Origin of the sequence: Mycobacterium yunnanensis, assembly GCF_025823185.1 — a bacterium.
Taxonomy (GTDB): Bacteria; Actinomycetota; Actinomycetes; order Mycobacteriales; family Mycobacteriaceae; genus Mycobacterium; species Mycobacterium yunnanensis.
Genome location: NZ_JACKVK010000001.1, coordinates 86,574 through 112,194, shown reverse-complemented (window position 1 = coordinate 112,194; position 25,621 = coordinate 86,574). Strand labels below are relative to the sequence as shown.

General features: G+C 67.1%; 28 protein-coding genes and 1 tRNA gene. 15 read left to right on the top strand and 14 right to left on the bottom strand.

All coding sequences use genetic code 11. The features are described 5' to 3' along the window. Positions 1 to 50 precede the first annotated feature (50 nt). The 6 genes from H7K45_RS00555 to H7K45_RS00530 all read left to right on the top strand — a co-directional run bounded on the left by H7K45_RS00555 (position 51) and on the right by H7K45_RS00530 (position 4,649). Positions 51 to 866: a hypothetical protein gene (locus H7K45_RS00555; RefSeq protein ID WP_263993753.1), complete on the top strand. Its 816-nt coding sequence runs from the start codon at positions 51 to 53 to the stop codon at positions 864 to 866. 23 nt (positions 867 to 889) lie between these two features. Continuing rightward, a tRNA-Thr gene (locus tag H7K45_RS00550) sits at positions 890 to 964 on the top strand. Positions 965 to 1,010: 46 nt separating this feature from the next. Beyond that, positions 1,011 to 1,415 (top strand): HNH endonuclease, encoded by a 405-nt coding sequence (locus H7K45_RS00545; RefSeq protein ID WP_263993752.1) that lies wholly within the window; start codon positions 1,011 to 1,013, stop codon positions 1,413 to 1,415. A gap of 48 nt (positions 1,416 to 1,463) precedes the next feature. Next, positions 1,464 to 1,823, top strand: a complete 360-nt coding sequence (locus H7K45_RS00540; protein WP_263993751.1) for a hypothetical protein — start codon at positions 1,464 to 1,466, stop codon at positions 1,821 to 1,823. Positions 1,824 to 1,977: 154 nt separating this feature from the next. Then, complete coding sequence (locus H7K45_RS00535; RefSeq protein ID WP_263993750.1) at positions 1,978 to 4,173, top strand: DUF4185 domain-containing protein; 2,196 nt, start codon at positions 1,978 to 1,980, stop codon at positions 4,171 to 4,173. Between the two features lie 8 nt (positions 4,174 to 4,181). Continuing rightward, a complete protein-coding gene (locus H7K45_RS00530) occupies positions 4,182 to 4,649 on the top strand; it encodes a hypothetical protein (protein ID WP_263993749.1) in 468 nt (155 codons plus the stop codon). 6 nt (positions 4,650 to 4,655) lie between these two features. On the opposite strand, the gene H7K45_RS00525 is transcribed toward H7K45_RS00530, so the two are convergent. Next, positions 4,656 to 5,561: a DKNYY domain-containing protein gene (locus H7K45_RS00525; protein WP_263993748.1), complete on the bottom strand. Its 906-nt coding sequence runs from the start codon at positions 5,559 to 5,561 to the stop codon at positions 4,656 to 4,658. Between the two features lie 29 nt (positions 5,562 to 5,590). On the opposite strand from H7K45_RS00525, the gene H7K45_RS00520 reads away from it, so the two are divergent. Continuing rightward, positions 5,591 to 6,727 carry an XdhC family protein gene (locus H7K45_RS00520; RefSeq protein WP_263993747.1) on the top strand — a complete coding sequence of 379 codons (1,137 nt, stop codon included), beginning with the start codon at positions 5,591 to 5,593 and terminating at the stop codon, positions 6,725 to 6,727. A gap of 85 nt (positions 6,728 to 6,812) precedes the next feature. Continuing rightward, positions 6,813 to 7,160: a DUF732 domain-containing protein gene (locus tag H7K45_RS00515; RefSeq protein WP_263993746.1), complete on the top strand. Its 348-nt coding sequence runs from the start codon at positions 6,813 to 6,815 to the stop codon at positions 7,158 to 7,160. Between the two features lie 2 nt (positions 7,161 to 7,162). On the opposite strand, the gene H7K45_RS00510 is transcribed toward H7K45_RS00515, so the two are convergent. Continuing rightward, on the bottom strand, positions 7,163 to 8,002 hold the full coding sequence (locus H7K45_RS00510) for an SDR family oxidoreductase (protein ID WP_263994221.1): 840 nt from the start codon (positions 8,000 to 8,002) through the stop codon (positions 7,163 to 7,165). 213 nt (positions 8,003 to 8,215) lie between these two features. On the opposite strand from H7K45_RS00510, the gene H7K45_RS00505 reads away from it, so the two are divergent. The 5 genes from H7K45_RS00505 (at position 8,216) to H7K45_RS00485 (ending at position 11,180) form a co-directional block, all read left to right on the top strand. Beyond that, on the top strand, positions 8,216 to 8,569 hold the full coding sequence (locus tag H7K45_RS00505) for an intersectin-EH binding protein Ibp1 (RefSeq protein ID WP_263993745.1): 354 nt from the start codon (positions 8,216 to 8,218) through the stop codon (positions 8,567 to 8,569). Positions 8,570 to 8,643: 74 nt separating this feature from the next. Then, on the top strand, positions 8,644 to 9,018 hold the full coding sequence (locus H7K45_RS00500; protein WP_263993744.1) for an intersectin-EH binding protein Ibp1: 375 nt from the start codon (positions 8,644 to 8,646) through the stop codon (positions 9,016 to 9,018). A 99-nt stretch (positions 9,019 to 9,117) separates the two neighbouring features. Beyond that, a complete protein-coding gene (locus H7K45_RS00495) occupies positions 9,118 to 9,477 on the top strand; it encodes an intersectin-EH binding protein Ibp1 (protein ID WP_263994220.1) in 360 nt (119 codons plus the stop codon). A 47-nt stretch (positions 9,478 to 9,524) separates the two neighbouring features. Next, entirely contained in the window at positions 9,525 to 9,689 is a 165-nt protein-coding gene (locus H7K45_RS00490; protein WP_170220004.1) for a hypothetical protein, read from the top strand. Beyond that, positions 9,690 to 11,180, top strand: coding sequence for an alpha,alpha-trehalose-phosphate synthase (UDP-forming) (locus tag H7K45_RS00485; protein WP_263993743.1), 1,491 nt, complete (start codon positions 9,690 to 9,692; stop codon positions 11,178 to 11,180). On the opposite strand, the gene H7K45_RS00480 is transcribed toward H7K45_RS00485, so the two are convergent. The 12 genes from H7K45_RS00480 to H7K45_RS00425 all read right to left on the bottom strand — a co-directional run bounded on the left by H7K45_RS00480 (position 11,167) and on the right by H7K45_RS00425 (position 23,156). After that, positions 11,167 to 11,661, bottom strand: coding sequence for a mammalian cell entry protein (locus tag H7K45_RS00480; RefSeq protein WP_263993742.1), 495 nt, complete (start codon positions 11,659 to 11,661; stop codon positions 11,167 to 11,169). The genes H7K45_RS00485 and H7K45_RS00480 overlap by 14 nt on opposite strands. Next, positions 11,661 to 12,377, bottom strand: coding sequence for an Rv1363c family protein (locus H7K45_RS00475; protein ID WP_263993741.1), 717 nt, complete (start codon positions 12,375 to 12,377; stop codon positions 11,661 to 11,663). The genes H7K45_RS00480 and H7K45_RS00475 overlap by 1 nt, the downstream gene beginning before the upstream one ends. Before the next feature lie 45 nt (positions 12,378 to 12,422). Further along, positions 12,423 to 14,144 (bottom strand): virulence factor Mce family protein, encoded by a 1,722-nt coding sequence (locus tag H7K45_RS00470; protein WP_263993740.1) that lies wholly within the window; start codon positions 14,142 to 14,144, stop codon positions 12,423 to 12,425. After that, complete coding sequence (locus H7K45_RS00465; RefSeq protein WP_263994219.1) at positions 14,144 to 15,307, bottom strand: MCE family protein; 1,164 nt, start codon at positions 15,305 to 15,307, stop codon at positions 14,144 to 14,146. Before H7K45_RS00465 ends, H7K45_RS00470 begins: the two co-directional genes overlap by 1 nt. Positions 15,308 to 15,351: 44 nt before the next feature. Beyond that, positions 15,352 to 16,779 carry an MCE family protein gene (locus tag H7K45_RS00460; RefSeq protein ID WP_263993739.1) on the bottom strand — a complete coding sequence of 476 codons (1,428 nt, stop codon included), beginning with the start codon at positions 16,777 to 16,779 and terminating at the stop codon, positions 15,352 to 15,354. Further along, a complete protein-coding gene (locus tag H7K45_RS00455) occupies positions 16,776 to 17,834 on the bottom strand; it encodes a virulence factor Mce family protein (protein ID WP_263993738.1) in 1,059 nt (352 codons plus the stop codon). Before H7K45_RS00455 ends, H7K45_RS00460 begins: the two co-directional genes overlap by 4 nt. Continuing rightward, the gene (locus tag H7K45_RS00450; RefSeq protein ID WP_263993736.1) at positions 17,827 to 18,861 is read right to left on the bottom strand and encodes an MCE family protein; all 1,035 of its coding nucleotides are present in this window, start codon (positions 18,859 to 18,861) and stop codon (positions 17,827 to 17,829) included. The genes H7K45_RS00455 and H7K45_RS00450 overlap by 8 nt, the downstream gene beginning before the upstream one ends. Before the next feature lie 2 nt (positions 18,862 to 18,863). Beyond that, positions 18,864 to 20,060, bottom strand: a complete 1,197-nt coding sequence (locus H7K45_RS00445; protein ID WP_263993735.1) for an MCE family protein — start codon at positions 20,058 to 20,060, stop codon at positions 18,864 to 18,866. Positions 20,061 to 20,072: 12 nt separating this feature from the next. Beyond that, entirely contained in the window at positions 20,073 to 20,915 is an 843-nt protein-coding gene (locus H7K45_RS00440) for an MlaE family ABC transporter permease (RefSeq protein WP_263993734.1), read from the bottom strand. A 40-nt stretch (positions 20,916 to 20,955) separates the two neighbouring features. Then, on the bottom strand, positions 20,956 to 21,753 hold the full coding sequence (locus H7K45_RS00435) for an MlaE family ABC transporter permease (protein ID WP_372512473.1): 798 nt from the start codon (positions 21,751 to 21,753) through the stop codon (positions 20,956 to 20,958). A 225-nt stretch (positions 21,754 to 21,978) separates the two neighbouring features. Next, positions 21,979 to 22,896 (bottom strand): 3-oxoacyl-ACP reductase, encoded by a 918-nt coding sequence (locus H7K45_RS00430; protein ID WP_263993732.1) that lies wholly within the window; start codon positions 22,894 to 22,896, stop codon positions 21,979 to 21,981. A 68-nt stretch (positions 22,897 to 22,964) separates the two neighbouring features. Then, entirely contained in the window at positions 22,965 to 23,156 is a 192-nt protein-coding gene (locus tag H7K45_RS00425) for a ferredoxin (RefSeq protein WP_263993731.1), read from the bottom strand. Positions 23,157 to 23,301: 145 nt separating this feature from the next. On the opposite strand from H7K45_RS00425, the gene H7K45_RS00420 reads away from it, so the two are divergent. Both H7K45_RS00420 and H7K45_RS00415 read left to right on the top strand, forming a co-directional pair. Further along, a complete protein-coding gene (locus H7K45_RS00420; RefSeq protein ID WP_263993730.1) occupies positions 23,302 to 24,486 on the top strand; it encodes an acyl-CoA dehydrogenase family protein in 1,185 nt (394 codons plus the stop codon). A 17-nt stretch (positions 24,487 to 24,503) separates the two neighbouring features. Further along, positions 24,504 to 25,601 carry an acyl-CoA dehydrogenase family protein gene (locus H7K45_RS00415; RefSeq protein ID WP_263993729.1) on the top strand — a complete coding sequence of 366 codons (1,098 nt, stop codon included), beginning with the start codon at positions 24,504 to 24,506 and terminating at the stop codon, positions 25,599 to 25,601. Positions 25,602 to 25,621 lie beyond the last annotated feature (20 nt).

Below are 25,621 nucleotides of genomic sequence, written 5' to 3'. Positions count from 1 at the left end.
GAGTTGATTCCCAGACTCCTCCATGTGACCGTCGCCATAGGATGAGCACCATGAATTTCGGCAAAGCCCTCGTCGACGTGGTGACGGCACCGGCGCGCATCGGGCTCGCCGTCGCCGACATGAGCCTCGGCGTCGCCAGCGAGACCCTTCAGGTGGTCCAGCGAGGGCTCGGCGACGGCACGGTGCCCGCCAGCCGCTCGTCGTTGGCCCAGCTGCTGGGGCTCGAAGACGCCGTCGAACGCGCCAACCGGCTGGCCCGCCTGATGGACGACGACGCCCCACTCGGACGCGCGCTCGCCCCGGACGGACCCGTCAACAGGATGCTTCGACCGGGCGGGCTGGTCGACCAGCTCACCGCCGAAGGGGGCCTGCTCGACCGGCTGACCGCCGAGAACGGCCCCGTCACGCGTGCGGTCGCCCCCGGCGGATTGATCGACCAGCTCACCGCCGAGGGCGGCCTGGTCGACCGACTGACCACCGACGACGGCGCCGTGTCCCGGGTGATCGCACCCGGCGGCCTCGCCGACCAACTGCTCGCCAACGACGGACTGATCGAACGGATCCTGCGCGAGGACGGGGTCGCCGACAAACTGCTCGCCGAGGGCGGTCTGCTCGACACCCTCACCGCCGAGCAAGGCGCCCTCATGAAGCTCGCCGACGTAGCCGACACCCTGAACCGGCTCGCACCGGGACTGGAAGCGCTGACACCGACGATCGACGCGCTGCACGAAGCCGTCATCACGTTGAGCCAAGTCGTGAACCCGTTGAGCAACATCGCCGGCCGCATCCCGCTGCCCCGTGCGCGGGGGCGACGACCCGTCACACGGCCGATTCCCGCCCCGCGGGTCGTCGACGCCGAGGAGTGAGCCGATAGGCTACGGGGGCACAAGCCTCCTTAGCTCAGTGGTAGAGCTCCCGCCTTGTAAGCGGAAGGTCATCGGTTCAATCCCGATAGGGGGCTCCACCCTGACCCCGCCTCGTTGTCGGTGGGCGGTCGTAGCGTCACGCCCGTGAGGCAGTGTCGTCAATGCGGTTCAACGCTCTCCAAGCGCAGCCAGAAGGTCTACTGCGGTAATGCGTGTCAAGCCGCGGCCCGTCGCGACACTGGCGTCAAGCGTTGGCTCGAGACCGGTGAGGCCGCCGTCGACAGTCGCCGAACGCACTACATCCGGCAATACCTCTCCAACGCTCAGAACGGTTGCTGCGCGATCTGCGGAGGCGCGAACACGTGGCGAGGGGAACACCTGGCCCTGGTGCTCGACCACGTCGACGGCAATCCCACCAACAACCGCCGGGAGAATCTGCGGCTGGTCTGCCCCAGCTGCGACTCGCAGCTCGCCACCTACAAGAGCCGCAATCGCGGCAACGGGCGACACCTTCGGCGTCGGCGATATGCCGACGGCCTGTCGTACTAGATACTCACAGGCGGTGGCCGCGTGTCCGCCATAGCCGAGGAGGAATCGATGTCCGAAGCCGGAGTCTGGGTCGCCTGGGGAATACCCGCCCGGGGACGCGAACCGCAGGCGCTGGCGCTGCTGAAGTCGTCGCTCACCGGCTACCTCGAGCAACTGTCGAGCGAAGGCCGTATCGAACGCTATGACGCGGCCGTGCTCAAACCGCAGAGCACCGAGCTCGGCGGGTTCATCCTCATCCAGGGCTCGCACGCGCAGATCGACGCGCTGCGCACCGATCAGGGCTTTCAGGAGTGGGTCACCCAGATTCAGCTGGTGGCCGACAGGGTGGGGATCGTCGACGCCTGGGTCGGCGGCGGGCTGTCCGAGGCGTTCGATCTCTACGAGAAGGCCCTCGAGAAACTGAACTGATCCTGGTGGCCAGGTAACACCGCCGGCGCCCGCAGCGAATGCCCCATCAGTGAAGGTCCGGAAACTCGGCTTTCACCGATGAGCCCGGAGATAGTGCGATTCAATTGCTCTGCTCCATCGGGGAAGAGCAATTCAGCGCATCGGAAGGGCCAGCATGGGAGCCTCCAGGTACATCGGTCGCGTGGGCGGGCTAGCCGTGGCACTGGGGGTGGGCACCGCCGTGGCGACGGGGTACGGCGTCGCCCTAGCCGACGAGGGGTCCACCAACACCTCGAGCAGTCAGTCCTCCAGCACTGCTGGCGCCTCGGCCTCCGGTGCCGACGCCGCGCCGTCGCCGGAACCCGCGACCGGCGGCACGACGACCACGAGCTCGGGCACGTCCACCGGTACGAAGACCGACGACAAGCCCGCGGGCAGCACCGCGAGCACCTCGGGTGCGGCAGCCAGCGGAGTCGTCAGCGCTCAGACCAACACCGGTACTTCGGGCTCTTCAGCCGAACCGACGCCCAAACCGTCCTCCACGCCCGAACCGTCCTCCGCGCCTCAGCCGACGGAGACACCCGAGCCGACGGACTCGTCCGGGCCGGATGACCCACCAACGGCCACCCCTGCCACACCGTCGCCTGCGCCCACGTCGACCAAGAAGGCGAAGCCCGCCACCGCGGCCGCGGCCACCACGGGCACGACGAGCAACGCGCCGACACTCAAGACCGACACGACCACGCCTGGTAACGCCGCGGCCGCGCCGAGCGCGGCCAAGGTGACCGCCACCGACACCGCCCCCACGGTGACCACCAAACTCGCCGTCGTCACGGCGGCCGCCACGCCGAGCGCCGTCGCGTCGACGGCCGCGGTCACTGTCGTTCCCACCGCCCCCGCCCCACTCGCACCGCCGAATCCGCTGGCCGTCATCGGCGGCATGGTGTCCAGCGTCGTCACCTCGCTGCTGGCCCCGTTCATGGGCGCAGGGTCCACCTCACCCGCCGAGCCGCCGCTCGCGTGGTCGCTGCTGGCCTATGCACGCCGCGAGTTCGACGACTTCGTCGACGCCGTCACCGGACGCGTGTCGGCAGCACCAACCGCGGCCGTTCAGCCCGACGCCGCCAGCCTCTCGTTGGCCGCCGCCACCGCGGCCTTCGCGCAGGCGGCGGTACCGGCGGTCAACGTGCCAGGCTTCCCGCTCGCCGGCGCGCAGTTGAGCCCGTCGACCCAGTTCGTCCAGTGGGTCACGGGCAACTATCAGACCGGAAACCCCTTGATCGCCGACACCCTCAACCGCTTCGGCATCACGGGCACCGACGTCGGCGTCATCTGGGACAACGGCATGGTCGACGATCCCAGCACCCCGTACAACGAGCATCAGGTGTTGATGGCGTTCGGCGACACGTTCAGCGGTGCCAACATGACCGGTAACTGGCGCTTCAACGTCCTGCTCCGTAGTGCCGACACCGTTCTGTCCGACGGAATGACCATTCCCAACGGAGAATGGTTCAACGGCAACATGTTTGGCGGCACTCCCCTGAGCAGCCCCACGACTGCACGTCAGATCATCCATCCGGACGGTCTGCCGGCCGGCGTCACGCTGATCCCCACCGCAGGCGTCTCGATACCGACGCCGGGCACGCAGTTCGGGGTCACCCAGTACGTCAACTTCATGTCGGTGTCCAACTGGGGTGCGGCGGGCACGTGGACCACCAACTACTCGGCGATCGCCTATTCCACCGACAACGGCGAGAATTGGACCGTCGCGCCGACGTCGGTCAGGTACAACGACCCGTGGAGCGGCAACGCCAACTTCCAGCAGGGTGCCTACGTCCGCCCCGGCGACGGCTACGTGTACAACTACGGCACCCCGAACGGCCGCCAGGGTGCGGCCTACGTGTCGCGCGTCGCCGAGAAGGACATCCTCGACACCACCAAGTACGAGTACTACAGCGCCGGTACGGCCGGCGGCTGGTTTGGCTGGGGAGCCACCCCGGCGGGGTGGTACAAGAACCAACCAGCCAAGGCCTCGGCGGTCTTCGGTCAGGACACCGGTGCGTGCGGCGTCGCAAATCCTGGCAACCAGGTCAGTGAGATGTCGGTCCAGTACAACAAACAACTCAAGAAGTACGTCGTCCTCTACGGCGACCAGTTCAACAACATCGTGATGCGGACTTCGGACACCCCGCAGGGCGGCTGGTCGGGCGCCAAGGTGCTGATGGCCCAGCAACCAGGAGGCATCTACGCGCCCATGATGCATCCGTGGTCTCCGTCGACGATGGGCACCGGCACCGACCTGTACTGGAACCTCTCGTTGTGGTCTCAGTACAACGTGATGCTGATGAAGACCGACCTCACGAAGGTCTAGGCCGGCTCGTGCTGCGCACCGTCGCACTGGGGACGCTCGCCACGGCGCTCGCGCTGTCGTCGATCGCCGTGGCGAGCGCCGACCCGGCGCAGCCGCCGTGCACCGCGGCGACCAAGGATGCGTTGACCTGGCCGACCGGCGCCGCGGCGCCGCTGACGTGCGACGGCGCCACCTGGCAACCCGTCACCGACCCCTATCCGATGAGCGACGAATGGGCGAGCCCCGGACCGACGATGACGTTGCACGGCCAGGGTCGGCGCAATCCCATGCTCGAGTCCGGCCAGTGGACGGCCACTCCACTGGCACCCGACACAAGCTGTGCGGCAACGCAATTCGCGGTCGTCTCCGGGACGCCCACGCTGAGTGCGCCGCAATCCGACCGCGGCGAGCCGGGCCAACCGCTGAGCCTCGAGATGGTGCCCAGGCTCTTCACCGTGGAACTCAGCGGCGACTGCCTGTGGCGGCGCACGCCGTAAGACCCGTCACGGCGCGAAGAAGACCGAGCCCTCCGAGCAGCCGGTGACGACGTACCCCGGTGGAAACGACTTGGGATCGGCGTCGACGATGACCTCGTCGCGGTAGTAGGCCTGCGTCGCGTCGGCGGAGCATTCGAACGCGGCGTTCAGCACGCCGAAGGTGGCGCCGTCGGCGCCGGGGACGGGCTTGCCCATCCAGTAGCCGCGGCGGGCGTCCCGCGCGAAGGGGCCGTCGAGCACCTCGAAGGAGTCGACGTCGGCGTCGGCGACGCGGTCGGCGAAGTAGAAGACGCGAGAGTCGTCACGCGAGTACCCGCCCCCGAGCACCCGGAAGGTGGCCGGGTCGGCGCCGGCGACGAGGTTGCCGTTTACCTGGACGAAGCGGTCGTCCTTGGTGAAGAGGTAGTAGTCCGAGTCCGAGACGATGGCGAAGTGGGCGGGATCGTCCGACAGCACCCGCCCGTCGGACCAGTACACCGCCGCGGAGTCCTTGGTCAGGTTGCCGTCGAGCAACTCGAAGTTGGCAGGGTCGTCGCTGAGCACCGTGTCGCGCTGGTAGACGCGGGCGTCGTCCTTGGCGAAGTCCGGCCGGCCCAGCAGCTCGAAGGTCGCCGGGTCGGCGTCGGGAAGTTCGCGGCCGTCGACGTAGACCGTGGCTCGGTCCTTGGCGAAGGTCCGGTCGAGCGGCTGGAACGAGCCCGCATCGGCGCCGTCGACCTGAACGGCTCGACCGGGGAAGGCTTGGAGGAAGAAGACCGAATTGCCACGCACGTGGTAACCGGCGGAATCGAACAGCGGATTGGGCGACCCACCCCGGTCACAACCCGCCAGCACCGCCACGACGGCGACGCACAGGGCGGCAGTCAGCCGACGCATCGCGGTGCCGGAGGGGGCGGTCCCGTCATGGGGCAACGGTACTCGGCTCGACCTAGACTCGGGGCGTGCGCGACATTCTCGACGAGCTTCTCGCGGTGTGGCGCGCCGACGAGACCGCGGGCCTGGCGACCGTGGTTCGCACCATGAAGTCCGCACCGCGCGCCCCAGGGGCGGCCATGGTCGTCGCGCACGACGGCTCGGTGGCAGGGTCGGTCTCCGGCGGGTGCGTGGAGGCCGCGGTGTACGACCTGGCCGGCGAGGTCGTACTGACGGGTCGGCCACGGCTTCAGCGCTACGGAATCACCGACGACGACGCCTTCGCGGTGGGCCTGACATGCGGTGGGATCATCGACATCTTCGCAGAACCCGTGTCGCGCAACACATTTCCGCACCTGGGTGCCGTCGCCGACGCCATGGCCACGCACCGCCCGATAGCCGTGGCCACGGTGATCGCGCACCCCGACGTCGACTGGATCGGACGCCGATTGGTCGTCGGCGAGACGACCACCGACGGCACCCTGGGATCGGCCCGCGCCGACGACGCCGTGGCCGACGACGTCCGCGGACTGCTCGCCGCGGGGCGCACCGCGGTGCTGACCTACGGTCCGGACGGTCAGCGCCAAGGCGAGGGCATGGAGGTGTTCGTCGCCAGCCACGCGCCTCGACCGAGGATGATCGTCTTCGGCGCCATCGACTTCGCCGCGGCGCTGACCCGTCAGGGGTCGCTTCTGGGGTATCGCGTCACCGTCTGCGACGCGCGGCCCGTGTTCGCCACGCCGGCCCGTTTTCCCGCCGCTGACGAGGTGGTCGTCGACTGGCCCCACCGCTACCTGGCCGGGCAGCAGGAGTTGGGGGCCGTCGACGCGCGGACCGTCATCTGCGTGCTGACCCATGACCCCAAGTTCGACGTGCCGGTTCTGGCGGTGGCCCTTCGGCTGCCGCGCGTTGGCTACGTCGGCGCGATGGGGTCACGCCAAACCCACGTCGACCGAATCGAACGGCTTCGCGAGGTGGGTCTCACCGACGCCGACTTCGGCCGACTGTCGAGCCCCATCGGCTTGGATCTCGGTGCGCGGACTCCCGAGGAGACGGCGGTGTCGATCACCGCTGAGATCATCGCCAGGCGCTGGGGCGGCGGCGGCCGACCGCTCGCCGACCTGGAGTCCCGCATTCACCACGACGAGGTCGACGCCCGGCGGTAACACCGCCCCGCCACCCGGCGATACCCGGTTGACGCTTTGCTGGCGTAAGGTCGCCGGTACGTTTCGTCCGGATGGGGGTAGGCATGTGAACGCGAGGAACTTTGGTGCGGCGTTGCTCGCCGTGGTCTTGACGTCGGTGCCCCTGGCCGCGGCGGTCCCGGCCCAGGCCGACCCCACCGACGACGCCGGCTCACAACAGACCGACGCCGCGTTCCTCGCCGCCCTCAAGGACAAGAAGCTGAAGCTGTCCTCGGACGCCGACGCGATCGACCTCGCCCACTCGACGTGCGACGTGCTGGTCCGCACCGAGTCGGTCGAGACCGCGTTGCGGCACATTCAGAACGCCACCAAGTGGAAGAACCTCAAGGACATTCAGAACTTTGGCGGCCTTGCCGTGCAGGGTTACTGCCCGAAGTCGATGCCGAAGCAGTAGCGCTAGCCGACGACCCCGCGCAACCCGTCGGCGCCGAAGACGGGCTCGAGCATCGCCGAGTAGTCGGGGCCTCGGCGGACCAGTTGGCCGCCGTCGACGTTGATGACCTGACCGGTGATCCAGCTCGCGGCGTCGCTGAGGAGGAAGACCGAGGCATTGGCGATGTCGTCGACCTCGCCGACGCGAGGCAACGGTGTGCTGACCCGGTAGTCTTCGCTGAGCTCCGGCGAATCTAGTACGAGCGCAACGAGTTCCGTGCGAATCAGCCCCGGCCGGATCGAGTTGACCCGAACCCACGACGCGCCAAGCTCGTCGGCTCCGAGCTGCATCAGGTGATCGATCGCCGACTTGCTGACGCCGTAGGCGCCGAACCAACGATGGGTGTTGCTCGCCGCCACCGACGAGATGCCGACGAACGATCCACCGCCGCCACGCACCATCTGCTTCGCGGTGTGTTTGAGCACGTACATGGTGCCGTTGACGTTGAGGTCGACCGTGCGCCGCCACGCCTCCGAGTCGATCTGCGTGATCGGCCCGATGGTCTCCGACCCGCCCGCGCAGTGGACCACGCCGTCGAGCCGGCCGTTCCACGCGACGGCGGCGTCCACCATCCTCGTGACTTGGTCTTCGTCGGTCACGTCGGAGGGTTCGTACCTCACCCCGCCCGAGCCCTCGACCCCTTGCCCGGCGATCTCCTCCTGCGCGGCGGCGAGGCGGTCGGCGTTGCGCCCGACGAGTACGACGTCTCCACCGGCCGCGGCGATCGCCGCCGCCACGCCCTTGCCGATGCCACTACCGCCACCGGTGACGATGAAGGTCCGATCCGCCAGTGAGATGTGCACCTTTGCTCCCGTCACCAAAACTAGAACACGTTCTCGTCATGAAACCACACCGGCACGCCCCGGTGGCACAGCGAACGGCAAGCCGGCCCACAGAATCCGTACGCCCGCACCACTTCTGCGCCCAATCACGCCTGTTCTGGGGCTCGTCGGCGTATCGTCTGGGTAACGGACGGCTCCCGCGCACGACGGGTCCGCCTAACAGGAAGCGTGGCGATGACGACCCAACAGCTCTCAGCACGACGACTGCTCGTCGCCGGCGGATTCGCCGTCGCGATCGCCGCCGCCCCGGCGGTGGCCGCATTCGCCAGCCCGGCGCTCGCGCCGTCGTTCGGAGCCGCCTGCGCCAACGGCGAGACCGAGGACGTCTACACCAACGACTGCACCCCGGACCTGGTGCCGAACTCGCCGGTGCAGAGCTCGCCGGGCGGCCTTCCGTCGGTCGACGGCGTCCCCTGCACCGGCGGCAACTCGGGTCAGTGCATCGGCTTGTCCGAGGATGCGCCGCAGTACGTGCCACCGACGTCGTCGGTCGGATCCGATCCCACCATCACGGGTTCCACCAACTGACACTCGGCTCGTCGGCCACGAAGACACCTCGCAGTATGTGAGCAGATTCCTGCCAGCTTCCCTACAATCCACGCATGCCGCACATCGAGTTGTCCGCCCGTCGCCTCATCCTCGCCGGCGGGTTCGCCCTGGCCGTCGCCGCGGCGCCGGCCGTAGCCGCGTTCGCCGTTCCGCCGAACGCGGCCGGTATCCATCTGGCTGACGACTGCGCTCCGGGTGAGGACGCCGACGAATTCACCGGTTCGTGCGTCCCGTTCGCGGTGCCCAACTCACCGGCGCCCGACTTCACCACCCCCGCAGGAAACCCCGACATTCCCGAGATCGACGGCGTGCCGTGCACGGGCCGCGACTCGGGTGCGTGCATCGGTCTGGCAGAAGACGCTCCGCAGTACGTTCCCCCCACGTCCTCGGTGGGGTCCGATCCAACGGTCACGGGCTCCACCAACTGAGCGCGGTCACTCGGGGAGGAACGCGCGGAACTCGTGCAGATTCCCGGGGGCTTCCCTACAATTCCTGCGACGCACCGTCAATAAACAGAAAGCGTGACAATGCCGCATCTTGACTTCTCTGCACGACGAATCATCCTTGCCGGCGGATTCGCGCTCGCCTTCGCAGCCGCTCCCGCGGTGGCCGCCTTCACCGTCCCCGTCGCCGCGAACGCCGCGCCGGCCGCGTCGTGCCCGTCCGGTGAGGAGGAGGACCTCTACACCGGTTCCTGCCTGCCGCACACCGTGCCGAACTCGCCGACCAACAACGGCTACCCCGAGTCGAATGTCGACCAGTCCCCCGGCGGGCTGCCGTCCGTCGACGGCGTGCCGTGCACCGGCGGAAACACCGGTCAGTGCATCGGCCTGCAGGAGAACGCGCCCAGGTTCGTGCAGCCGCCGACGAGCATCGACGGCGGGTAACACCCATCGTGGGCGGGGTGGACCGCAGAGTCGCCTAGAGTTGGGTCATGGCTGCAAAACCAGATCCTGCCGAAATCGGTGACGTCGAGCCCCTGGCCGACAGCACCGCCCGCATGGCGAGGCGTGTCGTCGCCGCCTATGCCACCGATGCCGACGAGTGCCGGGTGTTCCTGTCGATGCTGGGCATCGGACCGGCGAAGCTCGAGGCGTAAGTGAGCTCAGGAGGAGGCCAACCAGCCGACTCCGGGCACCCTGAGCTCACGGAGGGCGAGTCCGACTTTGTCGTCGTCGCCAATCGGCTGCCGATCGACATGGAGCGGCGGCCCGACGGCACCACGTCGTACAAGCGAAGTCCCGGTGGACTCGTCACCGCGTTGGAACCTCTGCTGCGCCGACGGCGCGGGGCCTGGGTGGGGTGGCCCGGCATCACCGACGGGGACGAGGACCCGATCTACGAGGACGACCTCGAGATGCGACCGGTGGCCCTGTCCGCCGACGACTTCGCCGACTACTACGAGGGCTTCTCCAACGCCACCCTGTGGCCTCTGTACCACGACGTCATCGTCAAGCCGATCTACCACCGGCAATGGTGGGATTGCTACGTCGAGGTGAACCGGCGCTTCGCGGAGGCGACTGCCAAGGCCGCGGCCCACGGTGCCACGGTGTGGGTTCAGGACTACCAGCTGCAGCTGGTGCCGAAGATGTTGCGCATGTTGCGGCCGGACCTGACCATCGGGTTCTTCCTCCACATCCCGTTTCCCCCGGTCGAACTGTTCATGCAGATGCCGTGGCGCACCGAGATCATCGAGGGGCTGCTCGGCGCCGATTTGGTCGGGTTCCACCTGCCCGGCGGGGCGCAAAACTTCATGATCCTCGCGCGACGCCTTCTCGGCGCCAACACCTCCCGAGCCAACGTCGGCGTGCGCTCACGCCTCGGCGAGATTCAGGTGGGGTTCCGCACGGTGAAGGTGGGCGCCTTCCCCATCTCCATCGACTCCGAGGAACTCGACACCAAGGCTCGCCAGCGCAGCGCTCGCCAGCGGGCGAAGGAGTTGCGCTCCCAGCTCGGAAACCCGCGCAAGATCCTGCTCGGCGTCGACCGGCTGGACTACACGAAGGGCATCGACGTCCGACTGCGCGCCTTCTCGGAGTTGTTGGACGAGGGCCGGATCGACCCCGAGGACACGGTGCTGATCCAGCTGGCGACGCCCAGCCGCGAACGCGTCCAGAGCTACAAGGTGATGCGTGAGGACATCGAGCGGCAGGTCGGCCACATCAACGGCGAGTACGGCAGGGTCGGGCATCCGATCGTGCACTACCTTCATCAGGCGTTGCCCCGGGACGAACTGATCGCATTCTTCGTCGCCGCCGACGTCATGTTGGTGACACCGCTGCGCGACGGCATGAACCTGGTGGCCAAGGAATACGTCGCCTGCCGCAGCGATCTCGGCGGAGCGTTGGTGCTCAGTGAATTCACTGGTGCCGCAGCCGAACTGCGGCAGGCCTACCTGACCAACCCGCATCACATCGACGGCGTCAAGGATGCCATCGAGGCCGCGCTCGCGCAGACTCCCGACGAGGGCCGTCGGCGCATGCGGGCCCTGCGCAGGCAAGTGCTGGCCCACGACGTGGACCGCTGGGCCCGCTCGTTCCTCGACGCATTGGCCGACACCAGGGACGGGGACACTCCTAGATCGGAGTGATGTCCTTGATCCGCCAATCCGTGCCGACCTTCTGGTAGTCGACGCGCAACCGACTGCCGTCGTAGAGCGGTTGCTTGGTCTTGTCGGTCAAAACCCGGTTCATGAAGACCATCACCGACCCGGAATCGCGGTGTGCGTCGAGCATTCCGACGCCCACCACGTTCACCTGGCTGATGAGCTGGCGTTGGCGTGCCGCGGGGATGACGTTCTTGGTGGTGTCGTCCTCGTATTCGCGCCGGAAGTCCGGCGTCAGCAGCCGATAGGCCTCCGTGCGGCTGCGCTCGATCGTCTGATAGTCGAAGCCGAGGATGATCGGGATCTGCTGAGCCGCCAACTGGGGCAGTTCGGCCCTGGCTTCCTGCTCGCCGACCCTCTGGACACGGTTCCAGTACAGCGTGCCCCCGAATCCGGCGAGCGCGACGAAGCCCGCTGCGAGCAGCACGCCGACGAGCACCACGAACCTGGAGCCCCAGCGACCCATCAGTTGCCCCCGTCGGGATATTTGAGGTCGTAACCGGTCATGCGTCCGTTGTCGTCCTCGTGCACGATCACACGCAGCCGGTACGGCTTGGACGGCGCGTTGACACCGTCGATGTTGGTCACCGTCACGCGCACCGACACCAGCACCGAAGCGTTGTCGGCGGTCTCGTCGATCTTCTCCAGCGCGGAGCCGTTGACGACGGCTTCGGAATTGGCGTTGGTGTCGCGAAAGATGGCCTTGAGATTCTCGACGTTGTTGCCCTGACTCATCATGTCCCGCAACGGTCCACTGATGCCGTTGACGAACCGGTTCACGCTGTCGTCGATGTCGTTCTGGGTGTAGCTGAACATGTTGACCACGGTCTGCTGCGCGGTGTCGACGAACCGCTGGTCCCGCTCCGCCTCCGCGTTGCCTTGGCGCTGCTGGTGCAACAGCACCGCCACCACACCTGCCATTGCCGCGACCAGGACCAGTGCCACCCCAAGGGCGAGTCCGGTGACGAGAGTGCGATGCGGCTGACGTCGGGGCGGCGGACCGATCGGCGAGGTGCTGCGCTTCGTGGCCGCGGCAGGCGAGCCGACCACGACGTGCGCGGGCACCTCGGGTGCCGTGCCGGATGCCGGCCCAGCAGCTCGGGACGCACGTCGGCGTGCGGCGCCCTTCCTCGCCGACTCCGGTGTCTGCGTTGCCGTGTCACCGGAAGTCGTGTCCGTCATCAACCCTCCCGAGTCGCTTCGCTCTGCCGTCGGAAAGCCACTCGATCAAGCCTGCCTCGGATCCAACATCAGGTCCACCCACGTCTCTGCAGTGTCGACCTTGTCCATGCCGGCGGCGTAGACGCCGGTGCCCCCGGCGGGGTCGACGAAGACGCCGTTCTTCGAATCGTACGTTGCGGCAGCCGGACCGCTCGCCTGTGGCGGCACGGCCTCCGAGGGCAGCAGCGGCCCCTGGCCGGGCGGCAGCTCGGCCGGCGGTGGCGGTGGTGCGTCCGCCGGCGGTGGTGCGTCCGGTGGTGGTGGCGGGGTCCTGCCGTACGGCGGCACGATCTGATCCGGCGGCGCGTAGTACGGAAGCGGCGGTGGCGGGCCGTTGTCGTTGGGCGGCACCGGCAGCGGGAACGGAGCATTTGGCGCTGGGCCCGGTCCCGGGGGAACACCCGGCGGCAGCTGGACGACGGGCGGACCCGGGTCGTAGTCCGCCCCTGGCGGGATGTTGGGGAACTTGTTGGGCGGGGTGATGTTTCGCGGGTTGGTGACCGGGGTGTCATAGGGCACCGGCGGGCCGCGCCACGGGCTGTTGCCGATGGGTACGTAGCCGCGAGGGTCGCGGCACAACTGCACGGTCGGGGCTCGCTTGCCGGGGAACTCCTGGCACGGATAGTTGCGGGCGCCACGCACCACGGACGGATCGCTCTGGGCGACCTTGCAGTACAGGTCGGTGGGCAGTTCGCGCAGCGTCGTGTCCGCAGGCGACCGGATCAGCTGCGGCGGGATGAAACCCGTCGAGCAGGGCGGCGGATCGTTCAGGTCGACCTTGAAGTCCAGCTTGCCACCCTCGTCGGCGGGCAACCCACCACCGACGGTGATCAGCGCGGCGAACAGCGCAGGCAGGATCACCAGGGCCTGCTCGATCGACTTGCGGTAGATGACGCCGATGCGACCGGCGTTGGCCAGATTCGCCGCCAGCATCGGGAAGTTCGGGCGGATGCCGTCGAAGGTGGTGTTCGCGGCCTGGGCGGCACCCGGGGTGCTCTGCAGCACCGAGCGCAGCTGCGGATCGGCCTTGGCAACCTGGGTGCTGAACCGGGCCAAACCGTCGGCCAGGGACTTGATGTCGTCACCGCTGCGAATCTGCGAGTCGAGGAACGGCCCCGATTGGTCGATCAGCTGCGTGATTTGGCCGTAGTTGTCGTTGGCCTCGTCGACGAGTAGTCGCGTCGAGGAGATCATCCTGGCCAGCTCGGGTCCGGACCCGTTGAAGGCCTTGAACGTCTCCCGGAGCAGGTCCTGCACGCGGGCGTCGCCGATGCTGTTGACCAATGCCTCGGCCTGCGAGAGCAATTGGGCGATGTCCTGGCCGACCGCGGTGCGGTCGAGGCCGATGTTGGCTCCGTCGTGCAGAAGCTTGGACGACGGGTCCTGTGGCGGCACCAGGTCGACGTACTGCTCGCCGACGGCGGACACGCTCTTCACGGTCGCCGTCACGTTGTCGGGCACGTCGGTGTCGGTGTTGAGCCGCATCGTGGCGACCACGCCGGTGTCGTTGAGGCCGACGTTCTCCACCCGGCCGATGGTGACGCCACGGTAGGTGACATTGGCGTTCTGATAGAGCCCGCCGCCGGCCTTGAACTCGGCGGTGACGTGGTAGGCGCCGATTCCCACCGCCGCGGGCAGGTGCAGATAGAACGCCGAGATGGAGCCGACGCAGATGACGGTGACGATCGAGAAGATCGTCAGTTGCACGCGTGTCAGGCGATCCAACATCAGGGCGTCCCCCCGTCGTGTTGCGTCGCGGTTCCCGGCGGAATCTTGAAGGGGTCGGCGGCTTGCCCCGACAAGTTGGCCATCGCGCCGACGAGGAAGTCCGGCGGATTGATGATCTCGGACATGTGCTTCATGTTCGGGTCGAGACCCTTGGAGGTGGTGAACACCGTCTCACCCGTTCGGCGCAGGGTCAGGTCGAAGGTCACGAACACGTTGAGGTAGTCACCGCGGACCGCGTTGCGCAGGTACTTGTAGTGGAAGGGGAACGTCGGCAGGATCTCGAGATCCTTGATGAAGTCGTCGGCATTGTCGTTGAGCGACTTGATCACTGGGTAGAGGTCCTTGAAGTCGGCGACGAGGTCGACCTTGGTCTCCGACAGCACGTGCGACGCCACCCCGGCGAAGGTCCGCAGCGCGGTGAACGCGTCGATGATGTTGCTGCGGTTGTCGTTGAGCACCTTCAGTGCGGCAGGCAGCGAATCCAGCGCCCGGCCCAGGCTGTCCCTGCCGTTGGCGAGAATCCCGGCGAAGCGGTTCAGTCCGTCCAGCGCCGAGATGATGTCACCCGTCTGCTGCTCGAGGGACGAGGTCAGCTCTGCCAACCGTGGGATCAACTCGGCGAACTGGCCGGTGCGGCCCGCCACCGCGGTGTAGAACTCGTCGGTGATGTCCTGCAACGCTCCGAGGTTGCCCTTGTTGACCACCACGCCGAGGGAGGACAGCACTTCTTCGGTGGTGGGATACCGGCCGGCGCGCGCAAGCGGGATGTTGGAGCCCTCCCGCAGCTTGCCCTGTCCCGCCTGGTCCACCGGCGGGGCGAGGTCGATGTGCTGGGATCCGAGTAGCGACGTCTGGGCCACCTTGGCGGTCGAGTTCTCGGGCAGGTCGACGTCACCATCGAGCGACACCTTGACCGCCGCGTAGAACGTGCCGTCGGGCCGCTGCACGGCGTCGATTCCGGAGACGCTGCCGACGGTGACGTCGTCGACCATCACCGGTGAGTTCTGCGGCAACGTGGCCACGTCGGGCAATTCCACGGTGATGGTGTAGGAGCCCTTGCCGTGCCCCGCGGTGCCGGGCATGTCGAGGGAATTCAACCCGCCGAAGGCGCAGCCCGACACGAGGACCGCACCGGAACCGATCGCCACCGTGATGCGCCCGATTCGCAACGCCTTGGCGGAGAACGTGTTTCGCGTGATCGTCACGGCTACCCACCTCCCACTTCGGCTGGCAACGGTGGCCCTGGTGCGGGCGCCGGCGCCGGTCCGGGCAGCGGGCCGCTGCCGTCCGGCGGGGTGCCGTAGCCCTCGGCAGGGGCACCGACCTGTGACACCTGGCCTGGCACCGGTGGGGGCGGCAGCAGCAGATCACTGAGCCTGCCGTCGGGTCCGACGGTCGGCGGCGTCACCCCCGGCGCGGGCTGCCACTGCAGATACGGCACCGGAGTCTGCGCCTTGGCCTCGGTCTCCGGTGTGTCGTAGATGATCTGGCCCTTGTAGGCCGTGATGCTGTTGATCGGGTGGAACAGGATCGGCGGGTAGTTGACCGCCAGACGCTTGAGCACCGGCCCCATGCGCTGGCGGCAGATCTCGGCGCGCTTGTAGTTGTCGGGCGAGGCGCCCACGTCGAACGTGCCGCCGCAGATGAACTGCACCGGGTTGGCGAAGTTGGGCAGCGACAGCAAGCCACCGACGGTGCCCTGGGCTGGGTTGTAGATGTTGTAGAAGTTGGCCAAGCCATTCGGCGTGATGTGCAGAACCTGCTCGATGTCGTCGCTGTGCTCGGTCAAGAGGTTGGTGAAGTCGGTCAACTTGCCGATCTGCGCGATCAACGCCGGGTTGTTGTCGTTGAGGAAGCCCTTGACGTCCGACAGCGCTTGATTCAGTGCCCCGAGGGTTTGGTCCAGATCCTTCGAGCTGTCGGCCAGCACCTGCGACACCGAAGCGACGTGGTTGGAGAACTGGACGATCTGCTCGTTGCTGTTGGCCAGGGCGTTGACCAGCACCTGCAGATTGCGCACGGTGCCGAAGAGGTCGGTGCGGGAGTCCCCGAGCCGGCCGGCCGTCTGCGACAGCTCCCGCAAGGCGTTTCGGAAGGAGTCGCCGTTGCCGTCGAAGGTGTCGGCAGCTTGGTTGACGAACGCCGCCAGCGGCCCCTGCATGTCACCCTGCTTGGGTCCGAGTGAGGCACTGAGCTGGGTGAGCTGCCCCTTGACGTCGTCCCACTCCACCGGCACGCCGGTGCGATCCCGACCAATCTGCGCGCCGTCGGCCAGAGTCGCCCCACCGGTGTAGGCCGGGGTGAACTGAATGAACCTCGCCGACACCAGGTTCGGCGCGATGATGATGGCGCGCGCGTCGGCGGGCAGCTTGACGTTGCCGTCGACGGTCATCGTGACCTTGACGTCCTCGGCACGTGGCTGGATGGACTTGATGGTGCCGACCGGCACACCGACCACGCGCACGTCGTCACCCGGGTACAGGCCGACCGTGGACGGGAAGTAGGCGACGACCTCGTGACCCTTTGCCGACGGCCACACCACGTACACGCCGCCGATCAACGCGGCCGCCAGCATTGCCACCGCGGCGAATCGCAACCACCGATGGCGTGAACCAGTCGAACTTTGATGCGTCATGGCGACTTCGGCCTGATCACGAGGCGCTCGGTGATGAACCCGCGCAGGTAGTCGGCCAGGCTGTCGGGCAGTTTGCCCGGCTGGAAGTAGGTGTCCAGCAAGACCTCCGACAGCGTGGCCGGCGGCAATCCGTACAGGTTGATGTTGAAGCCGGGGCCGTTGCCCACGACCTCGCCGAGCGCGGTGGCGTACGGCGGCAGCCTGCGCAGCGCCTCCCCGATGTGCTCCCGTCGCTCCAAGAGATTGTCGAGCACGGCATTCAGCTTCTGCAGTGCCGGCCCGAACTCGCGCTTGTTGTCGGCGACGAATCCCGAGAGCTGTTCGGAGACGGCCTGAATGCCGCCGATCAAATTGCTCAGCGCCTGTCGCCTGTCGTCGAGTTCGGCGAATAGCAAGTTTCCGTCGGTGATCAGCTGGTTGACCTGGCCAGCCCGCTGGGCGAGTGTGTCGGACACCTTCTTGGCGTGCGCGAGCAACTGCTCGAGCGCCTCGTCGCGCTTGTTGATGCTGCGCGACAGGTTGGCCACGCCGTCGAGCGCCCCGCGCAGCTGGGGGGTCGCATCGCGCAGCGTGTCGGTCAGCACCGCCAAAGCCTGCTCGAACTTGGGCTTGTCGAGCTCACCGGCGTTCTGGCCGAGATCCTGCAGCGCGGTGTTCAGCGTGTACGGAGTGGTGGTGCGGCCCAAGGGAACCACCGTCGTGCTGCCGCCGCCCTTCGGCGTCACGGCAAGCGACTTCTGGCCGAGCACGGTGTCGGTCTTGATCGCGACCAGGGACTGGTCGCCAACCCGAACCTTGCGGTCGACGGTGAACTTCACCAACGCCGAATCCCCGGCCAACTCGACGGAGTCGACCTTGCCGACCTTGATGCCCGACACGCTGACGTCGTTGCCGGGCGTGATTCCACCCGCGTCGGTGAAGTACGCCTCGTAGTTCTTGCCCTGCGGCCAGAACGGCAGACCGGTGTAGCCGAACGACACCAGCACCAGGCACGTCACCAGGGCGATACCAAAGACACCGGTCCGTACGGGGTTGCTCTCGCCGGGCCTAGCCATTCTCCGAACACCTCCCCTTCGTCGGGTCCGAGGGGCCACCGAACGGAATGAGGATGTCGCTGCCCGCAGGTCCGTTGATCTTCATGCGGATCGAGCAGTAATAGATGTTGAAGAACGCACCATAGGCGCCAAGTGCGTTGAGCCGCAAGTAGTTCTCGGCGAGCGGCTCGATGACCTTGTTGACGTCGCCCTTGCGCTCGTCGAGTCGCTGGGCCAGCGGCCGCAGATTCTCCACGACGCCCTGGATGGGACGCCGTCCCGTTTGCAGCAGCTCGGTCAGGTCGTTGGTCGCCGAGGCCAGCGGCGGAATGGCCCCGGCGATCGGATCGCGGTTCTGGGCCAATCCCGTGATGAGCTGTTGCAGCTGGTCGACTGCGGTGTTGAACTGAGCGCCCTTCTCGTCGACTGTGCCCAGCACGGCATTCAGGTTGTTGATCGTGTCGCCGATCAGCTGGTCCCGGTTGGCGAGGTCCTGGGTGAACGTCGACGTGCTGGCCAGCAGCGTCGACAGCGATCCGCCTTGCCCCTGCAGCAGTTCGATCACGGCGTTGCTGACCTCGTTGACCTTGCTGCCGTCCAGTCCCTTGAGCACGGGGCGAAGCCCACCGAGCAGGGCGTCGAGATCCAACGCGGGCTGGGTGTTCTCCTTGGAAATCGTGGCGCCGGCCGGCAGCTTCCGCAGTTCCCCAGGGCCGGAGGTGATTTCGAGGTATCGGTCGCCGACCAGGTTCTGGTAGCGCACCACCGCCCGCGTGGAGGTGTAGAGCTGGTAGCGGCCGTCGACGTCGAAGGCCACGTCGACGGTGTTGTCAGGGTTGAGTTCGACGTCCTTGACCGAACCGACCGGCACACCGGCGATCCGGACGTCCTGGCCCGCCTTGAGACGCGACGCCTCGGTGAACGTGGCGTGGAACGTGTTGCCGGAACCGAAGCGGAACTGACCGAAGACGACGACGAGTCCCGCCGCCACCAGCAGCATGGCGACGGTGAAGATGCTGACGTAGACGACCGTCTTGTCGCGTTTCATCGTTAGAAGTCATCCCTTTCCGCGTACGCGCCGTGGAACAGGAACTGCAGCGTCGAGGGTGCGTCGAACTGCAACTCGGTGTTCGGCTGGAACGGGACGTAGGCGTTGTCGGTGACGAGGAACGGTGAGCGGTACCAGGATCCGCCGTACTGCTTGCTCGGCATGTTGGGCAATCCCCGGCAGTTGGGCCCGCCGGAGGCGTTCACCATGGGCAGGCTCTCCGGGTAGGTGTACGCCGGCGCGCCGGGAATGAAGCTCGAGGCCACGAACAGGCCGGGGCGGATGCCACCGATGACCGGTGCGAACGTGTCGACCGCGGTGGAGATGCCCTGGAGCAGACATCCCAGTTCGGGCGAGTAGTCGCCGAGGACCTTGAGCGGTGCGCGCAGTCGCTGCACCGCGGCGATGAGGTCCTCGGCGCCGGGCTGCAGGGTCGCGGTGCCGTTGTTGGCCAAACCGGTGGCCGCCAACAGCGTCGCATTCAGGTTGTCCTGCTGGTCGACCAGGGTGTTGCTGATCGTCGGAGTGTTGTCGAACACCGTCACCAGGTCGGGTGCCGCATCGGCATAGATGTTGCCGACGACACCGGTCTTCTGGAACACCTGCTGAAGCTGTGGCAGCTTCGGGTTGAATTGGGCGAGATAGCCGTTCAGCCCCGACAGGGTTGCACCGAGGTCGTCACCGTGGCCGCGGAGGCCCTCGCCCAACGCGCTCAGCGTCGCGTTGAGGTTGACCGGGTCGACCTTCTGCAACGTGTCCGTCAGCGACTGGAACAGAGTGTTCACCTCGAGCTGCACATCGGGAGCGTTCACCTGCGTGCCGGGCCGCAGCGAGCCGCCCGTGGGCTCGTCGGGTGTCAAGAATTCGACGGCCTTGGCGCCGAACACGGTCGTGCCCGCAATGCGCACCTTGGCGTTGGACGGCACGAACTTCATCTGACTGCTGTCCATGGCCAGCGTCAGCTTGGCCTGATCCCCGGCGTATTCGATGGACTCGACCTTGCCGATCTGAATGCCCCGGTACTTCACCTTGGCGTCGGTCTCCATCACCAGACCGGCCCGCGGCGCGGTCACCGTCACCGTGTCGGTGCGGGTGAACGCCGCGGTGTAGGACAGGTAGGTGAACACGACCGCCGCCAGCAGGACAGCCGCAAGGATCGCAGCAGCGATCCTCACGTGACTGCGCTTGGCGTTGTGCATGATTCGCCCCGCCTATCCCGACAAGTTGAAGTTGCCCGAGGCGCCGTAGGCGGCCAGGGAGATGAACAGGGTGATGGTGACCACGACGATGAGCGAGGTACGCACGGCTTGACCGACCGCGATGCCCACGCCGACGGGACCGCCGGATGCGTTGTAGCCGTAGTAGGTGTGCACGAGCATCACCGCCACCGACATCACGATGGCTTGCAGGAAGGACCAGAGGAGGTCGGTCGGCACCAGGAACGTGTTGAAGTAGTGGTCGTAGAGGCCGGCGGACTGACCGTTGATGAAGACCGTCGTGAACCGTGCGGCGAAGAACGCCGCCAGCACCGACAGCGAATACAGCGGGACGATCGCAATCAGCCCGGCGATGATTCGGGTCGAGACGAGGTAGGACACCGAGTGCACCGCCATCGCCTCGACGGCGTCGATCTCCTCGGCCACCCGCATGGCCCCCAGTTGCGCGGTGGTGCCGGCACCGATGGTGGCGGCCAGCGCGATCCCCGCGATCACCGGAGCGACGATGCGCACGTTGAGGAATGCCGAGAGGAAGCCCGTCAACGCCTCGATGCCTATGTTCCCCAGCGACGAATACCCCTGGACGGCGATGACGCCACCGGAGGCCAGCGTGAGGAACGCCGCCACGCCGACGGTGCCGCCGATCATCACCAGCGCGCCCGCGCCCATCGTCATCTCGGCGATGAGTCGGATGGTCTCCCTGCGGTACCGGGTCAGCGCGTTGGGGATGTAGCGCACCGACTCGCCGTAGAAGAGCGCCTGCTCCCCGACCGTGTCGATCGCCTTCGGTACGCCGCGGAAGAATCTGCGAATGCGCAGTGTCGCGTCGTAACTCATGGCAGCCCCGTCATCGTCGTCTGCTCCGCGCGAGCGCTCATCATCGCGCCAGCACCCTGACCCCGACCGCGGTCAGAATCACGTTGATGACGAACAGGCAGATGAAGGCATAGACGACCGTTTCGTTCACCGCGACCCCGACGCCCTTGGGACCGCCCTTGACCGTGAGTCCCCGGTAGCACCCGACGAGTCCGGCCATCAGTCCGAAGAGCAGCGCCTTGAACATGGCGAGCACCAGCTCGCCGAGCCCCGTCAGAATGGTCAGCCCGTTGATGAACGCGCCGGGGTTGACGCCCTGCAGGAAGACCGAGAAGACGTAGCCGCCGGCGATGCCGATGGCGCACACCAGACCGTTGAGCAGCAGCGCCACCAAGGTCGAGGCGAGTACGCGAGGGACGACGAGGCGCTGGATCGGGTCGATGCCGAGGACGCGCATTGCGTCGATTTCCTCGCGGATGGTGCGGGCGCCGAGGTCCGCGCAGATCGCGGTGGCGCCGGCGCCCGCGACGACCAGCACCGTCACCACCGGACCGAGCTGCGTGATGGTGCCAAATGCGGTGCCCGCACCGGAGAGGTCGGCGGCGCCAAGTTCACGAAGCAGGATGTTGAGCGTGAACGCCACCAGAACCGTGAAGGGGATGGCGACGAGCAGCGTCGGTACGAGGGAGACGCGCGCGATCATCCACGTTTGTTCGAGGAACTCGCGAAATTGGAATGGCCTGCGAAAGATCTTGACGAACGTGTCCAGCGACATCTCGAAGAATCCGCCGACGGCCCGCGCCGGAGCCGTCAGCTGTTCCTTCAACCTGGACTCCGTTCTCGGGTCGGGGGTCGACATTCGTTGACGGCGAATTCTTCGGGATTACGAGCCGCTACACACTTCGAACCACGCGGTGCTGTGCCGCTCTTAGTGAGCCGGCTCATATTAACTAGAACACGTTCACAGTGTCAAAGAACGGTGAAATTGGATAAAACGGAGGTATCGTTGCAGGTCAGAGCCACTGTGACACAGGTCATTCTGTAACGTGTTCTAGTCCGATTCAGGCCGTGACAATCAAGACTGTCAGTCTCGCGACGACATCAACCCGTTGGCTGAGAATCCCAGCTCGGGGTCACGATCAGCAAAGTACTCCCCCATCGTCGCGTCCAGGTCGTCAATGGCCCAGGCGTCCGATTTCGCAGTGAACTGCTTCTCCGCCGTCGGCGCCGCCACCAGCGTCACGGTTGGACCATAGACGATGAAGAGTTGTCCGTTCACGCCTTCGGACGCCGGCGAGGACAGGTACTGCACCAGGGTCACGACGTGCTCCGGGGAGAGCCCGTCGACCTGGCCCTCGGCCAGCGGCGGTGCGTCCCCGAACACGTCGGCCGTCATCGCCGTCCTTGCCCGCGGCGCGATCGCGTTGGCGCGGACCCCGTAGCGGGCGAGGCCACGGGCCGCGGTCAACGTCAGGGCGGTGATGCCCGCCTTGGCGGCGCCATAGTTGGCCTGCCCCACCGGGCCCGCAAGACCAGCCTCGGACGACGTGTTGACCAGACGGCCGTAGACCGTGCCGCCGTTCTCCTTGGCCTTGGCCCGCCAATACGTCGCGGCGTTGCGGGTCAGCAGGAAGTGGCCACGCAGGTGCACGGCGATCACGGCGTCCCAGTCTTCGTCGGTCATGTTGAACAACATCCGGTCGCGGGTGATGCCCGCGTTGTTCACCACGACCGAGAGTCCGCCGAGGTCGTCGGCGGTCGCGACCAATTCGTCCGCGGTAGTGCGGGCACTGATGTCACCGGCGACCGCGACGCCCTTGGACCCCGTGGCGGCGATCTCGTCGAGCACGTCGGATCGGTCGAGCGCGCCGGCGACGTCGTTGACGACGACCGTCGCGCCGGCCCTTGCCAAGCCGATCGCCTCGGCGCGACCAAGTCCGGCTGCCGCCCCGGTCACCACGGCGACCAGTCCGGACAAGTCAGTGGAGTTGCTCTGCGTCATCGTGCTCCTCGTGTCCGCAGCGTCATGATGCTCCTCGTGTCCGCAGTGTCCTCAATCTACGAATGCCTCTAGTCTCTTCGGATGAGGGCAGCACGCGGACACTCGGCCACCGACTGCTCGGCGAGGTCCTCCTGCCCGGGCGGCACCGGGTCGGCCTTGACCACCGCGTAGTCCTCGTCGTCCAAATCGAACAGGTCCGGGGCGATCCCGACGCACACGGCGTTGCCCTCACAGCGATCACGATCGACTTCGACTCGCATTGACTGCCTTCCTCGAAACCCGGTGCGCACCCGCCCGGCGTCGGATCAGAATAACCACGCCTGGATTCCAAGACTAGAACGTGTTACAACCGGGGAGGGCCATGGGTCTCCCGGACACGTGCGGAACACAGTGAGGACGGCAGCGATGCGGATCGGCTACAGCCCCGAGCAGGAGGAGTTGCGCCGCGAGTTGCGCTCGTACTTCACGAAGTTGATGACACCGGAGCGCACCGAGGCACTCAGCGCCGGGGACGGCGGCGAGATGGGACGCGGCAGCGTCTACCGCGACACCGTCAAGCAGATGGGCTCGGACGGGTGGCTGACCCTCAGTTGGCCCAAGGAGTTCGGCGGCCAGGAACGCTCCCCCATGGACGGTCTCATCTTCAACGACGAGGCGTCGATCGCGAACGTGCCCGTGCCGTTCCTGACGATCAACAGCGTCGCACCGACGATCATGCACTTTGGCTCCGAGGAGCAGAAGAAGTTCTTCTTGCCGAAGATCGCCGCGGGGGAACTGCACTTCTCCATCGGGTACTCCGAGCCGGGAGCGGGCACCGACCTGGCGGCCCTGCGCACGACGGCGGTCCGCGACGGCGATGACTACGTGGTCAACGGTCAGAAGATGTGGACCAGCCTGATCGCGTACGCCGATTACGTGTGGTTGGCGGTGCGCACCAACCCCGAGGCCAAGAAGCACCGCGGCATCTCGATGCTGATCATGCCGACCACCGCCGAGGGGTTTTCCTGGACACCGGTGCACACGATGTCCGGCGTGGACACCAGCGCCACCTACTACCAGGACGTCCGGATCCCGGCGACCAACCTGGTGGGCGAGGAGAACGCCGGCTGGAAGCTCGTCACCAACCAGCTCAACCACGAGCGCGTCGCCCTGGTGTCGGCTCAGCCGATCTTCGCCGCGCTCGGCGCGGTTCGCGAGTGGGCACAGAACACCAAGGACGCCCGCGGCAACCGGCTGATCGACTCCGAGTGGGTGCAGCTGAATCTCGCTCGCGTGCACGCCAAGGGCGAAGTCCTCAAGTTGATCAACTGGGAACTCGCGTCCTCCACCGACGAGGCACCGTCGCCCGCCGACGCGTCGGCGGCCAAGGTCTACGGCACCGAGATGGCCACGGAGGCGTACCGGCTCCTGATGGAGGTGATGGGAACCGCCGCGACGTTGCGCACCGATTCCCCAGGAGCGCAATTGCGTGGGCGGATCGAACGGATGCACCGGTCCTGCCTCATCCTGACCTTTGGCGGTGGCACCAACGAGATTCAGCGCGACATCATCGGCATGGTCGCCCTCGGCCTGCCCCGAGTGAATCGTTAAGGGAGCGAAGACGTCTCATGGACTTCACGACAACTGAGGCAGCGACCGATCTCGGTGGCCTCGCACGTTCGATCGTCGACGCCGTCTGCACCCCCGAACGGCAACGCACGTTGGATCAGCAGGACGAGCGCTTCGACCAAGAGCTGTGGTCGAAGCTCGCCGACGCCGACGTCCTGTCCACCACGGCACCGGAGTCGTTGGGCGGCGGTGGTTTCGGCGCCCTCGAAGAGACGGCGGTACTGGTCGCCCTGGGCCGCCAGCTTGCGGCCGTCCCGTACCTGGAGTCCGTCGTGCTCGGTGCGGGTGCGCTGGCGCGGTTCGGATCGGAGTCGCTGCAGCGCGAGTGGGCCACCCCGGCGGTCGGTGGCGAGAAGATCCTCACCGTCGCACTCGACGGCGACATGGGCGAGGGACCGGTCCAGGCTCAGTCCGTCGGCACCGGATTCCGCCTCACGGGGTCGCGTGCCCTCGTCGGCTTCGGACCGGTGGCCGACGCGTTCCTGGTGCCCGCCGACACCGAGTCCGGCACGAAGGTCTTCCTCGTGTCGGCCTCCGATCCCGGAGTGTCGGTCACCTCGTTGAATACCACCGGGCACGGTAGCGTCGGCCATCTCGACCTGCGGGCCACCGGACTGGATGCCGACCGCATCGTCGGCGACGACGACGTCGTGGCATGGTTGACGACTCGAGCCACGCTCGGGCGCAGCGCATTCCAACTTGGCGTCGTCGAGCGCGCACTGGAGCTGACGGCGCAGTACGCGCGGGAGCGCGAGCAGTTCGACCGACCGATCGGCAGTTTCCAGGCGGTGGGACAACGGCTCGCCGACGGGTACATCGACATCAAAGGTCTGCGCTTGACGGTGACGCAGGCGGCGTGGCGTCTGTCGGAGGACTTGCCCGCCGACCTCGAGGTCGGGACCGCGGCGTTCTGGGCGGCCGAGGCGGGTCACCGGGTCGCCCACACCGCGGTTCACGTGCACGGCGGCGTCGGCATCGACGTCGACCATCCCGTGCACCGGTACTTCCTCGCCGCCAAGCAGGGCGAGTTCGCCGTGGGCGGCGCGACCGGTCAGCTGCTGCGCATCGGTCGCGAGCTGGCCGAGACGCCCGCCTAGCAGCCTGGGCGAGCGAAGCG

Coding starts and splice junctions, on each gene's coding strand:
- H7K45_RS00555 (WP_263993753.1), top strand. CDS start 51: ATGAATTTCGGCAAAGCCCTCGTCGACGTGGTGACGGCACCGGCGCGC.
- H7K45_RS00540 (WP_263993751.1), top strand. CDS start 1,464: ATGTCCGAAGCCGGAGTCTGGGTCGCCTGGGGAATACCCGCCCGGGGA.
- H7K45_RS00535 (WP_263993750.1), top strand. CDS start 1,978: ATGGGAGCCTCCAGGTACATCGGTCGCGTGGGCGGGCTAGCCGTGGCA.
- H7K45_RS00505 (WP_263993745.1), top strand. CDS start 8,216: ATGACGACCCAACAGCTCTCAGCACGACGACTGCTCGTCGCCGGCGGA.
- H7K45_RS00500 (WP_263993744.1), top strand. CDS start 8,644: ATGCCGCACATCGAGTTGTCCGCCCGTCGCCTCATCCTCGCCGGCGGG.
- H7K45_RS00495 (WP_263994220.1), top strand. CDS start 9,118: ATGCCGCATCTTGACTTCTCTGCACGACGAATCATCCTTGCCGGCGGA.
- H7K45_RS00490 (WP_170220004.1), top strand. CDS start 9,525: ATGGCTGCAAAACCAGATCCTGCCGAAATCGGTGACGTCGAGCCCCTG.
- H7K45_RS00480 (WP_263993742.1), bottom strand. CDS start 11,661: ATGGGTCGCTGGGGCTCCAGGTTCGTGGTGCTCGTCGGCGTGCTGCTC.
- H7K45_RS00475 (WP_263993741.1), bottom strand. CDS start 12,377: ATGACGGACACGACTTCCGGTGACACGGCAACGCAGACACCGGAGTCG.
- H7K45_RS00470 (WP_263993740.1), bottom strand. CDS start 14,144: ATGTTGGATCGCCTGACACGCGTGCAACTGACGATCTTCTCGATCGTC.
- H7K45_RS00460 (WP_263993739.1), bottom strand. CDS start 16,779: ATGACGCATCAAAGTTCGACTGGTTCACGCCATCGGTGGTTGCGATTC.
- H7K45_RS00455 (WP_263993738.1), bottom strand. CDS start 17,834: ATGGCTAGGCCCGGCGAGAGCAACCCCGTACGGACCGGTGTCTTTGGT.
- H7K45_RS00450 (WP_263993736.1), bottom strand. CDS start 18,861: ATGAAACGCGACAAGACGGTCGTCTACGTCAGCATCTTCACCGTCGCC.
- H7K45_RS00445 (WP_263993735.1), bottom strand. CDS start 20,060: ATGCACAACGCCAAGCGCAGTCACGTGAGGATCGCTGCTGCGATCCTT.
- H7K45_RS00440 (WP_263993734.1), bottom strand. CDS start 20,915: ATGAGTTACGACGCGACACTGCGCATTCGCAGATTCTTCCGCGGCGTA.
- H7K45_RS00435 (WP_372512473.1), bottom strand. CDS start 21,753: ATGTCGACCCCCGACCCGAGAACGGAGTCCAGGTTGAAGGAACAGCTG.
- H7K45_RS00430 (WP_263993732.1), bottom strand. CDS start 22,896: ATGACGCAGAGCAACTCCACTGACTTGTCCGGACTGGTCGCCGTGGTG.
- H7K45_RS00425 (WP_263993731.1), bottom strand. CDS start 23,156: ATGCGAGTCGAAGTCGATCGTGATCGCTGTGAGGGCAACGCCGTGTGC.
- H7K45_RS00420 (WP_263993730.1), top strand. CDS start 23,302: ATGCGGATCGGCTACAGCCCCGAGCAGGAGGAGTTGCGCCGCGAGTTG.
- H7K45_RS00415 (WP_263993729.1), top strand. CDS start 24,504: ATGGACTTCACGACAACTGAGGCAGCGACCGATCTCGGTGGCCTCGCA.